This is a genomic window from Flavobacterium sp. JAS (assembly GCF_020991455.1).
Taxonomy (GTDB): Bacteria; Bacteroidota; Bacteroidia; order Flavobacteriales; family Flavobacteriaceae; genus Flavobacterium.
The window spans coordinates 35,658-49,870 of sequence record NZ_JAJMOX010000016.1 but is presented as its reverse complement, the minus strand read 5'-3'; the positions used below and the strand labels follow the sequence as shown (position 1 = coordinate 49,870).

At 39.8% G+C, this 14,213-nt stretch carries 6 protein-coding genes; 3 read left to right on the top strand and 3 right to left on the bottom strand.

What is annotated here, in order from left to right; genetic code table 11:
- Window positions 1-460: 460 nt before the first annotated feature.
- Entirely contained in the window at window positions 461-2,299 is a 1,839-nt protein-coding gene (locus LPB88_RS21525; protein ID WP_230717723.1) for a hypothetical protein, read from the bottom strand.
- Between the two features lie 178 nt (window positions 2,300-2,477).
- Between LPB88_RS21525 and LPB88_RS21520 the strand changes: the two genes are divergently transcribed.
- The 3 genes from LPB88_RS21520 (at window position 2,478) to LPB88_RS21510 (ending at window position 9,818) form a co-directional block, all read left to right on the top strand.
- Window positions 2,478-5,798, top strand: coding sequence for a TonB-dependent receptor (locus tag LPB88_RS21520; protein ID WP_230717722.1), 3,321 nt, complete (start codon window positions 2,478-2,480; stop codon window positions 5,796-5,798).
- Between the two features lie 21 nt (window positions 5,799-5,819).
- Window positions 5,820-7,901, top strand: coding sequence for a RagB/SusD family nutrient uptake outer membrane protein (locus LPB88_RS21515; protein ID WP_230717721.1), 2,082 nt, complete (start codon window positions 5,820-5,822; stop codon window positions 7,899-7,901).
- 903 nt (window positions 7,902-8,804) lie between these two features.
- Entirely contained in the window at window positions 8,805-9,818 is a 1,014-nt protein-coding gene (locus LPB88_RS21510; protein WP_230717720.1) for a LacI family DNA-binding transcriptional regulator, read from the top strand.
- Between the two features lie 218 nt (window positions 9,819-10,036).
- On the opposite strand, the gene LPB88_RS21505 is transcribed toward LPB88_RS21510, so the two are convergent.
- Together LPB88_RS21505 and LPB88_RS21500 are read right to left on the bottom strand one after the other, a co-directional pair.
- Window positions 10,037-10,345: a hypothetical protein gene (locus LPB88_RS21505; protein ID WP_230717719.1), complete on the bottom strand. Its 309-nt coding sequence runs from the start codon at window positions 10,343-10,345 to the stop codon at window positions 10,037-10,039.
- A gap of 1,268 nt (window positions 10,346-11,613) precedes the next feature.
- Window positions 11,614-13,662, bottom strand: a complete 2,049-nt coding sequence (locus LPB88_RS21500; protein WP_230717718.1) for a T9SS type A sorting domain-containing protein — start codon at window positions 13,660-13,662, stop codon at window positions 11,614-11,616.
- Window positions 13,663-14,213 lie beyond the last annotated feature (551 nt).

The following is a 14,213-nucleotide window of genomic DNA, read 5'->3' as shown; positions in this document are numbered from 1 at the left end:
TGAATATTGTACTGCTGGATAATCACCATTTTCAGCTATAACCTTTACATAAAATTGCTTTCACGATTTTTAAGGCTGCACCATTGTTTTAAAGAAGCTTTCCAATAGGGTAGCAGATAAGTATCGTTCATTTTCATAATGCTGGTGTATAGGGTCAGTGCGCTTATGATACTGCAATCCCCGTTGATTGTTTTATTGTAACCATATTTAAGAATTTAAATCGTATTGGCTTAATTCCCCCTGGTTTGTCCTTTTCTTTTATGTGCCTACAGGTGAGGTCTTAAGTACAACTCAGACTTCTGAACAAAAAATCGTGCGGGCAAAATCTGTTTTTCGATACAACCTTAAGTTTACCGGGCAGTATTTCGCTCCACACGAAGGGTCAATAATTCGCATAGCGACAATCTAGGGATCTTTTTAATTTCTCAGCAAAATAAAAGGTGGCGCACCACCTTTATCTTCACTCTAATGTAGGTGCCTTCTCACCGGTCGGTGTCACGGCAATTGCATCGGCTAATATTTTTTTGTCTTTTGTATTGACGTAATTTCGGATGTAGTTGGTTTTGCCTTCAGTGAATTTATAGTTACCTAAAAATACCCACCCAGCCTGCCCTGCTGTATAGTCCAGATACTTGACAGTCGTCCCACCATCATATTTTATCTCGATTTTAGCATTGCTATCGGCATCTTTTGAAACCGGCTTGTAGATATATACATCATAGTTGCCCTTGGCCGGTATAACTGGTGACCATTGCGCAAAAAGCCCTGCATCACCGTTGGACATACGTATAGAACTGCTGTTATAACCTTTAACTGCATTGCCCCAAATACCGCCTTCATGCGGACTAAAATTGAAACTTCCCCTAAATGGGCCCGATTCACTGTAGCCGTCTTCCAATTCCTGTACGATTAGCGGCCATTGTTTTACCGGGTTCTTTACAGTCATATCAAATAATTCAACTTTATCTATTTTAAGCCATTCACCGTCTGCCCCTGTAGTGTTAAATACAACAGTTGCAGTGTTCGACCCCACTGTAATGTTTTCAAGGGTTATCTTTGTCCATTGGGTCGCTGGCGGGATATTTACACTAAGCGTCTTCGCCCCGGGCTGCAAAACCTCCATAGTAGCCTTCTGCATTCCCGCAGACCTTTTAATCCACGCAGTTAACTTATAAGTGCTATTAGGAATATAATCCAGTTGGTACTTTGAAGCGATATAGGGCACTGACGATTTACCATCCTGTTGCAGGTAGCCTTTACCCTCATAAGCCGTCCCATCGTATACCACCCTGCAACCATCGGTTTTTTCATTATCATAAATACCATCATAGATTATCCAGTTCCTCACGGTTTCAGTAGCTGCGCCATCAAACTCAAAACTATTGTTACCAATTAAATTGGCATAGGTGGGCTTATGGTAATACCTGAAATAATCTACTTTCATACTGGCATCGGGCAATGGTTCACCTTTGAACCAAAGTGTATTGGCAAGTGCAGTTAACCACACTTCCATCGCGGCGTAGGAAGGAGTAGTGAAACTATAACGGTAACGCTCTACTCCGTTAATATAGTATTTTACCATGCCAGGCAGCCATTCGAAACCAACATTGATCCATTGGTCCAAATCCATATAGGAGGCATCGAACCTATTAAATGCTGCTGCGGTCGACTCGGAGGTACAATCACAGGCTTTTTTGTTAAACCAGTAATTGGTTTTGCCAAGATTCATGTAAGAATCCAGCTCAATGGCGTCTATCTCAATGGCCACATTGTCTGTGGGTCTCAGATCGCGTTTTACTGCTTCGCTAAAAATCATATCCCCAGTATCGTTTACATTCAATGCAAGTCCATGGTTCCAAAAGGATTCATGCAGGCCTTTTGACCCTTTGTAAAACTTTATCCTCGCTTCATAATATCCGTAGCCAAAAGCTTTGGTAGAGATTACCCCTCCTCCACTGAGATCTGCTACACCATCGTTATTGTAGTCGGTATCTTTTTTGTAGGCGATATCCAGGTATCCCACACCATCTTTACTCACTATCGATACATTTTCACTTCGGTTAAATCCACCGCCGAGTTTCTTGTTGCCATGCCTGTAAAACCAATCGGCTTTATTTAACGAATTCCCGTTAAAATCGTCTTCGTAAGCCAATTGATATCCGGCTAAAGCCCCAGAGAGGGACTTACTATGTGTAATATCCTTTTTTCCTGCCTCCTGGGCCAATACCTCTCCAATGGGCAATAACATAATCAGGGTAATGCCCGACAATAATCTTTTTCCAATTCTAATTCTGTTCATATGTGGTTAGTTTAAAAGTTTCATTTAATTCAAAATCAACAAAAACCTCAAATGCTAGGTAATCTGGTGAATTCATCTGTTGCTATGACAATTGTTTCAAAAATAGAACTTAGATCCTCCCCCATGTCAATTTACAACCGGGATTTTCATTGGGAGCGTTCCCAAATATTGGGAACGGTTGCAGAAGAAATACATCGTTATAGTACACCGAGAAATGAGCTTCTTTTATAATTTCACCAAACTAATTATTAAACCAAAAAATATGAGATTAAAAAGCATAATTTTGATCATTACCATGTTCTACGGGGCCGAGTTACTGGCCCAAAAACAAAAAAAGATCAGCGGAACAATAAACGATGATCTCGGACAACCCTTACCCGGTGCACAGATACAGGTGATACCTGAGAATAAAGCTGTAACATCGGGTCTTGATGGACAATTTGAGATTGAATACACAAACGCACAGAGCAAACTCAGAATTACCTATCTCGGTTTTAAACCAAAAGAATACAGCATTGCAAATATCCCCCAACCCCTCATTGTTTCTTTAGAAACCGATAGCAACAAGATGGACGAGGTAATTGTAATCGGATATGAGAGCAAAAAGAAATCCGAGATAGCAACATCCACTGTAAAAGTCGATACAGAAAACAGTACTGAAGGTGGATATTCTAATTTTCAACAACTTATCGGCGGACGGGCCGCTGGGGTAAATGTCATAGAGAACAGTGCCGATCCTGGGGGAGGTATCAGTATCGAGATCCGAGGCGCCAGTTCACTGAGCTTTTCCACACAACCCTTGTACGTTATAGACGGCGTGCCTATGAACAGTCCGGATATTGAAGGTCTCAATAACGGGCAAAGCAGCTTATCTGCCTACGGAAGTTCAAACCCGCTTAGCATGATCAATCCCAATGACATCGCAAGTATCGATATCTTAAAAGATGCTGCAGCGACCGCTATTTATGGGTCCCGTGGTTCAAACGGGGTAGTATTGATCACTACAAAATCTGGACAGATAGGCAAATTAAAAATAGCGGTAAACGCTAACCGCTCTTATGTAAACAGATCAAAGAAAATAGAAATGTTGAAAGCACAAGATTACGCTACATTAGTAAATGAAGCATGGGCTTACAGACGTTCGATTGGTACTTATAGTGCAGCCACGCTTCAACCTTATCTCCCATCAGAAATTGAATCCCTTAAATCTTACGACCACCAAAAAGAGCTGCTGCAAACCGCTCCTACCACGGACGTAAATCTAAGCCTTTCGGGAGGAGACAATATCAATAAAATTTATTTTTCTGGACAATATTATCTACAAGAAGGTGTACTTCCTTCTACTTCCCTAAAACGATATAATGGAAAACTTAACTATGAAGGAAAAATAAGTCCTAAACTTACTTTTACGGCAATAGCAAATTATTCGAGTACCATTCGTAACGGACAGCCTTCGGCAACTCTTACCTCTGCAGCCCTTACCTGGGCGCCTACATCTCCGCTAATCAATCCGGATGGAGGCTATAATTATGTTTCGGATTATATGTATGGAGCAGGCACCGCCCAGTACTACGATCCTGACACCGGGAGGACCGTTTATTACAACCCTAGGTTTACCACAGCTACCGTACTCACTGCAACCTCTACTATCCGGAACCCACTGAGTTTTTCAGGAGAACAAGGCACTAAAAATGTGAATACCTCATCTCAACTACTGGCCAATTTTGGGCTATCTTATAAACTGACAAACGATTTAAAATTGAGTGGGTTAGTTGGTATCACTACATTCAATTCCCTATTGCAAAATTACATACCTACGACAATAAGACCGGCGGGATCCACCCTGGTAGGGATTGCAAGTTTAGGTAATTCTCAAAATAACAGCATCTTATACCAAATGCAGGCAAACTATAATAAGCGCTTTGGTAAAAATCATAACCTCTCCGCCGTCCTTGTAGGTTCTGCTGAAGAATTTGTATCTAAAACCCAAACAGCAGCTTCATCTGGTTTTACTTCAAACCTCACAACTTTTAATTCCATTCAGTCTGGTAATACCCCTGACGTACCCAATAGCAGCTATACGGCAAATCAATTGGTATCAGCTATTTTCCGGGGTTCATACAATTATAAGACATTGTATTATTTAAGCTTTTCAGGAAGGTACGATGGGTCCTCAAAATTTGTTGATAAAGAAAAATATGCGTTTTTCCCTTCTTTGAGCGGTGCCTGGCGTATCGATCAGCAAAAATGGTTCAAAAACAGACTTCCCATGATCAGTGAATTTAAGCTAAGGAGCAGCTGGGGCTTAGTAGGCAATCAGGGAATCAATTCCTATTCAACCATTTCTACACTGGGTGTGGCAAGTGTTGTATTTGGCAATCAGATCAACGTGGGTTTTGCTCCCAATCGCTTAGCTAACCCTGAACTTCAATGGGAAAAAACTTCATCTCTCAATCTGGGTGCCGATATCTCTCTTTTTAAAGACCGTTTATCCTTAACAGTTGAGGTATATAGAAAGTATACAGACGGCTTACTGTTTAACGTAACGCCACCGCTCACTACTGGTTACTCTACTTACACAAAAAATGTTGCTTCCATTAGCAATGAGGGACTTGAATTTACATTGGGCGGAAAAATTATTAACAAAAAAGATCTGAGTTGGTCGGTAGACGCCAACATCGCTTTTAACAGGAACACGGTAGAGAAATTATCAGGAGCTGACGACGAATTTCTTGATCTAAATCAAGTGGCAGGCAGTTCGTATCTATACAGGCTGCAACCAGGTAAGCCAATAGGGCAGTTTTTCGGCTATAAAAGTATTGGTGTCTGGACAGACCAGACAATTCTTACCAAACCAGCAACCTTTCAGGTGAACGTAAAAGAAGGTGCCCGCAGATATGCCGACCTAAACAATGACGGAGTCCTGAACAATGACGACAAAGTCAATCTAGGGAGCGCAATTCCAAAATTTTTCGGTGGTTTCAATACAAAATTATCGTATAAAAACCTGGAATTGGTGGCATTCTTCAGTTATTCTGTAGGCAACAAAATTTTTAATTACTATGAAATAACCAACAACTCATTGGCTGGTAAAAATAACTTGCCCAAAGCTATATTTGACAAGCGATATCGCATTATTACCCCCGATATGAGTCCTGAAGAAGCTCAAAGAGTGAGAGCAAACAACGAGACTACGCAGGTACAAGTGGCAGGTACCGTGCTGGACCCTAGAGAGTCCACAGACTATTATATTGAGGATGGTTCCTTCTTAAGGTGCCGCGACATCACACTTTCATACCTTTTACCCCAGAAGTGGCTCAAAGTATTGGGAATATCTTCACTTAAGACCTATGTAAATGTCCAAAACCTGTTCACCATTACCAAATATTCCGGCTATAACCCTGAGGTCAGTTCAGGATCAGGTCTCGCTCGCGGTATAGATCAGGGTACTACACCTGTGGGCAGAGGCTTCAGATTTGGATTGAATGCTAATTTTTAATATTTCTCTAAAAATCAGACAATGAAAAAAAATATATTTTTAGTACTTTATGTTGTGTTTTTATGCACATCCTGCGAAGAATTCCTCGAAGAAAAAACCGACGGACTAGTCAGCACCGAAAAATTTTATCAGACAGATGCCGATCTGGTTGCTGCTGTCAATGGCATATACCAGGGTATGAGGGCCGATGTTAATGACGGCCAGATGTGGCCAATTTCATCAGTTGAAATTATTTCCGATGACGCGACCCTAGGGGGATCAATAACTTCAGAAAGGTTTGCACTGGATGACGTATCCTATGATGCCAGACATGCCTATATTCAACGCACATGGGCCGGTGCCTACCGGGTAATCAACAGGGCCAACAGCCTACTTTTCTATGCTAGTAAAACTTCAAAGATATCCGACCAAATACTGCGCCGCACTAGGGCTGAGGCGCAATTCTTAAGGGCATTTTACTATTTTAGGCTCGTACAGTTATTCGGCGATGTACCGCTGGTACTCGAACCGGCAGATGTTACCAAAAACAACCTGCAGCCCACCCGGGCAGCTTCGCAAGATGTATATAAACAAATAGTAGACGATTTGAAATATGCCGAGGAAAATTTAGATGCTAATTATCCCTACAGTTCGGTCAATGGTGGCCGGGTAACACAGGCTGCAGCCAAGACACTTATGGGTAAAGTATACCTTACTATGGCGGGCTTTCCGCTGAAAGATATTTCTAAATACCAGTTAGCGGCAGATAAGCTCAAAGAAGTAATCGACAACAAGGACACATATAATCTGGATATAAATCCTAATTACGCTAATATCTTCAGTGCCGATGAAGCGGTGAAAGCAGCTGATAAAGAACGGATTTTTTATATAAAAGGCGCATCAGGTTTTCCGGCAAGCCTACAGGCCTATACCAGAATGAAATCAAACTACCTTTCCTCTTCATTAATAACAGCATCTACCGATTATGTCCCTTTTCTCTTTAGTGCCGGTACCACCACCTACAACAATCTCAGTGGTGGTACAACAGTACCTTCGGTGCAAGTTGACGATGCTATTTCACTGGCCCTTCCGATCGGTTTTTCCTATAACTACGGCGGAAGCAGGTATGACAAGTTTTATATGAGCAGCAATGGATTTATTAGCTTTATCAACAGGTCTAACCTGGCATCTAATCTAAGTTCAGTCAAAGATCCGATAATAGGTCCGCTTATGGATAACCTCAATGGTTCTGGAGGCGTGGCATCTTATGCGACCACAGGTAGCGCTCCCAACCGCGTGCTCACTGTCGAATGGCGCAACTGGCGATGGAAAACAGGAACTACGCTTGCCAATAATATCAGCTTTCAGGTGAAACTATATGAGGTAGACGGAAAGATTGAAATGTTATACAATCAGATTTCGGATCCGGTGAACACAACAGCGACAGCTGTGGGCTTTAGGGTATCCCCTTTCTATTGCTCAATTCGCAACACAGCCACGGCACCAGATTTTAAATGGGACTTCAGTATCAGCTCCTACAGCACCAATATAACCCGCTTCCAACCAGGACAGATCTTTACCATTATACCAAGTGGTGTATTCGAATGGGCCGACGCTCGTAGACTCGTATCGATCAATTCAACCTATCGTGTTACTAAATATAACGATCAGATCAACACTGGTTATACTGACAACGCAGACGATTTTCATTGGTTGCGCTATTCCGATGTACTTCTGATGTATGCTGAAGCGCTGATCGAAATGGGCGGCGCAGCCAATATGGACATTGCCATGGAACAAATGAATCAGATACGCAGGGCACACGGTGGAACATCAGCAGCACCTGCAGTTCCCGTGCTGACAAACCTTGCTTACACCGACCAGAATGACCTGCGTGAAAAACTGCGTTTAGAAAGACGCAGGGAATTCACCTTTGAGGCCCAGCGATGGTATGATCTGAAGCGATGGGGAATCATGCCGGAAAAACTCCGTCAACAGCTCTCTACCCAATTTAATCAGCCTATCGCAAATTATGGTTATATCAACGAAAAGATTATGTTTTGGCCTATTCCTGAATCTGAAAGAACCAATAACCCCAACCTTAGCCAAAACGATGGTTATTGATTAGTGGTGCGGTTTGATCTAATGTGATGTGATGATACTAAAAAGACCAATCTAAATTATTTATAATCCCAAAACTAAAGATATTCATCCATATTGCTTCCATTTGCTTCACCTTGAAGGCCGCAAGACCCAATCACATATGGATAAACAGACTTAAAAGCACTACAGAGTTGACCCACATGCTGATAGGATAAGTCAGAGTATTATGTCAACTTGAATAAGGAGATACAATTGAGTTAAAAACTAAAAATCCAATCTTTAAATTAGAGTTTGAATCCCCACTCTCTGTGAGATTAAGAAATGTTTATTTCTAAAAGCTTGATAAGCAACAAAAACCTGCAAGTTCTAAATTTGCAGGTTTTTTGTTTTTATCCCCACTAACATTCAACTCACAAAAATGATCCCACTTTTTCTGGCATATTGGTGGCATCAATAACACGCAGTGGATAACTTTATTGCAGCAAAAAGTTTAGCGGGTTTTTAAAGATATTTCACTGCTCATTTTTTTATACCGCATTGGTCCAGAGCTCTGTTTTTGTCCCTGAAATTATGCAGGGATTCTAAAAAATAACTTCAAAAATTTTAAAAGCCTTTCTAAAATTAATAAAGAAGAGCAAGAGTTTTGGACTCCTACAAACAAAAAGATCTCATTAATTTTATAAATGCCATGACAACATATAATGAACAACCCAATTTATTTTAATAATGAACCATATCCAACTCAAAAGAAAGCCAATATAGAATTCAAAAAAAAGGGCCGATGGGAAAATGTAATCATTGGAGTACAAGAAATTTCCATATTTTTTGAGATTTTTTGAGTTTTATGGGAAGATTCCCAACGTATTTTCCCATACAATAAAAAAGCATTACATTTATATATACTTTACCAACCAACCCAATAAAATGAAGAACCACCAAGTAACCATCATGGATATTGCCAGAGAACTTAATCTGTCAAAATCGACCGTTTCTAGGGTTTTAACAGGACATCCTAATGTAAGCAAGCACACAAAAGATGCTGTACTTGAGCTTGCAAAAAAGCTCGATTATCAGAAAAATATGCTTGCAATTAGTCTTAACAGTAAAAAAACATATAACATAGGCATTATTGTTCCCGAGTTTTCAAGTTCTTATTTTCCCCAGGTCATCATTGGGGCGCAGGAAGCCGCCAGGCAAGCTGGCTACAATACTGTTTTCAGCCAATCTAACGAATCATATCAAACCGAAGTTGCTAATACAAAAGTAATGCTGGCCAACCAGGTTGACGGTATTTTGATCTCCCTAACAAAGGAGACCCAAAATTATGATCACCTAAAAATATTTGAAAGAAAGGGTATTCCTATTGTATTCTTTAACAGAGTCTGTAGCGAAATGTCAGTACCAAAAGTGATAGTAGATGATTATGAAGGTGCTTTTAACGCCGTCGAATACCTTATCAAAAGCGGGAGAAAAAGGATTGCGCACCTGGCAGGTCCTCTCTCATTGCGGGTTAGTGGCCATAGGCTCGATGGCTATAAAGCTGCCTTGAAAAAATACGACATACCTATTGACCAGGAGCTGATCATCTCTTATGACCTTGAAATTTCTAAAGTTAAAATCTATGTAAATCATCTGCTTAATCTTGAAAGTCCCCCGGATGCTATTTTTGCAGTGAATGACCCAACTGCTATTGAGGCTATACAAATTATCAAAAAAAGAGGGTTAAAGATTCCACAAGAAATTGCTGTTGTGGGCTTTAGCAACGACTATGCATCAGCCTTGATTGCTCCGAGTTTAACAACTGTTGCTCAACCTCTTTCAGAAATCGGCCGTACTGCCATAGAGTTATTGATTGAACAGATCAACAGGGATGTTAACGACTGGAAGGCTGTGACGAAAGTCTTAAAGACCGAGTTAATTATACGGGAATCGACATAAACACCTTCTAAATTGCCGTTAGGAAACAAGAACCCGTCATTTTTTTTTATTCAAATTTAAAATCAGGCCATTCTCAATCATATGCCTAAAAAGTAAGTTTTTCTGCGTATTATTGACAGATGAAATTTTAAATAAATAATCTCTTATTTCTGAATTGCATTGCTCTGCAAATTTGACACTTCTTAAATCACTCCAATAATCACGAGTTTTTTTGATATTTAGTTTTTAAATTGAAGCATCTTAGAGGTTTCTTGAATAATACCATCAACATTGTCTATTTCTTTTTTGGTGTAGAAATACAATACTTCGGCGCGATAAAAATTGTCTTTATGGATAAGTAGTTTTTTGCAATAGGTATATTTTTCCAGATAAGGATATATTATTTTCATGTTATAGATATATCCATTATCAGCATTTAATTTCTTCAGATTGGTATCATCAATTTTTATGGGGATTGATACAGACGAATCTGCCTCTGTGACCAAATAAGGCATTAGGTCATTGATTTCTTCAGATTTAGGAAACATTTTTTTTAACAATTCGTTTGGTTTCCTAACTTTTATCAGTGAAAAAGCAATTATGATATCATTTTTATTCTTCTTAATGCTATAAAGTAATAGAGATTGCAGATATATTGGCGAGGGGTCGTAATTTTGTACCGAATCAACTCCAAAGTAACCTTTAGGCTGGCAGAAAGATAGGTGACCTTCCTCTAAGAAATATTTGAATGTTTTGTCCAGGGACCCTTTTTGCGCATTGCTAAACGTTGGACAGAAAAAAAACAGAAAGAAAAGTGGCGTAATTTTTTTTAGCATTGTTCAGGAATAGTTTAAGGAAAAGCTGTTTTTGAATTAAAATTACTATTTTTTGAGACAAGTGCCCGCAATAGCCTTAGTAATTTGTGTGTTCTTTTTAAATGTTTACCGGTTATATTTCTGCAAACTAACCTACAAATATTACATAGGACAGCTGTATTGCAAAAAGATTCATCACAAGAACAACCATAGTGGATAGGTCCTAACAGGAATTATGGATTTAATTCCGTGATGTGGTGCTCAAAGTGTGCCTTAAACCTAAAAAATATACCCAAACAATTCTCGCACTAACCTTTTAATATATCCTATAAATAAAAAAAGAATAAACTACCACTTTTTTATCAGCGGAGCTTATTCTTTTTCTTTAATTGTTAGGAGTAAATCCAACCGACCCTGGCTGCGATTCCTTTCATCCAAACAAGGTCGTACTAGATCTTGGGCACAAATATTTTAACGATATCATAGGTTAAAATTAAAAAACCTAAAAATACAAGCCAGTTTGTAAAAATGTGTTCTAAAAAATTTGTTCTTGTTAGCACTGCATACCTTATCTCTAGGATTACAAATAATAAAATCACCAATAAATGCAGGTAAAAAAACAAAAGTACAAGAACGAAATGCTGGTATATATTTCCAAAAAATAGTACTAAAGCATAAATAATAATATTGAGGGTTCTTATATTTTTTATCATTTAATCCTCATGTTTTCTCTTGTAACGGGTATTTTTATTTTTGAACGAAGGTACAATTGAAAGCAAAACAAGGCCTTTAAGTTTGATTAAAAATCTTTTAATTTTCTCCAGTTAGTGATTTAATTAAGGAAGTATTGCTGTGAAAACAGTATCCCTCAAGCTACTGAGCTATAACAACCTGCCACCATCAGTGAATTAGTTTTCACAAACACCAGCCTGCACAATTCAGTTCTTGACTGACTCCTTGTTTTCTTTGCCGGATTCAAAACTAAATTTTCTTCATCGGGCCTATTTTTTTATTAAAATTGTTTTGATCACTTCACTTCCGTAATACAGGTTTAATATATAATTGCCCGGTGGGCTGTTAAATGGTATATTCTGTCGCTGGGGACCTGTTTGGGTACTTTTAAAATTTTGCTCACTCACCAAAGAACCACTTAAAGAATAAATTTTGACACTTATATCTGTTGGCTCTTTTAGTTCATAACTTAGGTTGAAACTGTTTGCAGTGACCGGATTTGGATAAACAATAGCTTGGGATGCTAGTTGCTTGGCCTGAGTTTGCTCAGGAATTAGCGCCGATAAAGGTGAACCGGGCTTGACAAAAGCAACCGCATCGCCTCTGGTCATGGCCCCACCTGCACTTTTGGTTTTTTGCACATAACCGGCATTCCCTTGATCAAATGGATAAGTACCAATAAATACCCAACTCGACTGGCTCTTTGTAGTTAATGTATCATTGATAAATAAGGTGGCCTCACCTCCGGCGTAGTTTACTGTGAGTTTGGAATTACCATCTGAAGCTGAATTCACAATCCTGTACAGGTATACATCATAGTTATCGGCAACCGGGATATTGGGCGTCCATTTTGCATACGCACCAGCAGAGGAACTCTGGCGTGTATTGGTAGCATTATAACCGGTAAGGACGCTGTCATTCCAGGTCCCGGATTCTAAGTAACCGGGATCCCCATTGTCCACGATAAGGGAAGAGGTCGCAGGCTCGCCAAAACTCTTGTTCAGAAGTTCCACCCTGTCTACCATAATACCTCCCCCCGCAGTTCCATTCTGTGTGGTAAAGCCGGCTGTTATTTTATTAGTAGTTATCTCTATATTGTCTATACTTACGGCTGTCCAGGTATTGGTTACCGGAATAGCTACCGCCTTGGCACTTCCATAGTTTAGTACCCGCATATTGGCAGAACCTGCTCCGGGTGAACGTTTTACAAAGGCAGTCATTTTATAAGAGCCGTTGGGGATGTAAGCTAAATTCTGTTTCACTGTAAGTGCAGCTCCATTGGCCTTAAAGTCCTGTGCCAGATAGCCCTCACCCTCCTGAGCTGTTCCATCATACACCACCCTGGCACCATCAGTTAATTCGTTGTCATAAACACCATCGTTCACGATCCAGTTTTTCACTGGTTCCTCGTTTTGTTTGCCGAATTCGAAACTAAAATTACCCAGCAGGTTGCCCCAGGTAGGTTTATTGTAGTACCTGAAATAATCCACTTTCATTGCCGCTCCCGCAAGAGGTGCTGTACTGAGGTCACTTCCATAACCACCCAGTGCAGTGAGCCAGAGCTCTACAGGTGAAAATCCGGGAGTGGTATAGGAGAACCGTTGCCTCTCTATCCCATCCACATAATACACTACCATACCCGGTGACCACTCAAATCCTACTGTTATCCAATTCGACAGGTTCATGTAGTCCCCGGAGTGATTACGATGTGGTTTAGTACCGACTTCCCTTGGACAATTGCAGGGAGGCAGGTTAAAATGAAAGTTGGTAATGCCAAATTGATATTTAGAATCCAACTCGATACCATCTATTTCCGAAAGCCAATTCTCAGTGGGCACGTTATCATTTTTAGCGCTTTCCGTATAGCCGTCTTCCCCTGAGCTGTAGGCATATTTACCCATTCCATGGGTCCAGAAGGATTGGTGCAGCCCCCTTGTATCATTATAGAATTTTATACGGGTTTCAAAATACCCATATCCGAAAGGTTTTTTGGAAATAATACCGCCACCGGTAAAATCCAGTAGTCCGTCATTATCTACATCTGCATCTTTTTTGAAATTGATTCTCAGGTACCCAGTCCCTTCAGCTGTTTCCACAGATACGTTTTCTTTCATATTATATCCCTTGGTTGGTTTGGAGAAAGCGCGGTAATACCAGTTGGTGATATTAAGCAAATTGTCGTTGAAGTTATCTTCAAATGCCAGGGTATAGCCCGCTGGCGGCTGAGCAAACAACTGTTCTGGCAGACAAAATAAAGTCAGCACTAGTAGGATGTAAAAAGACCAAACAACGGTCAAAGATAAAATTCTTGATTTCATGGGTTTGTGGTTTAAGTTAGTAATGTGATTATATCGTATTGAAAAATTGCTATAAAGTAAAGCTGTCTTTAAAGATTTGAAAAAACGAAAAAAACCAGAAGCATTCCAACAGTCTTTTCAAGCTTTCCATAGCGAGCATATATCATTTATCTTCAGGAAAGAACCTACAATCCCGATAGTTAAATTAGCACGGATTTGTTCATATGAAATGCTAAATTTTGATCATGGTAATCGCACAGAAATTCCATTTCCAGCCCCAACCAGAGCAAAACACAAACCTGCTGCCATCCCACCATCTACGGCTACGTCCTATTTAATACTTCTAGTTTTATTTATTGTTGAAACTTCACTAAAACGTTCTTTTGCGTCTAATTTTTCTAGTGAATATCTTTTTTAAGGATTGTCTGGTTTATAAAAGTCCCCTTCAATTTTTTTTTAAAACATTTTAAAGTCCTCCTAGCTATACCAATACTGCAAAAACTAGTAAAACAAAACAGTCAATAGAACAAAATACACAGCAAATTAAAGTTTAATAGATTAGGTCTGGTTTG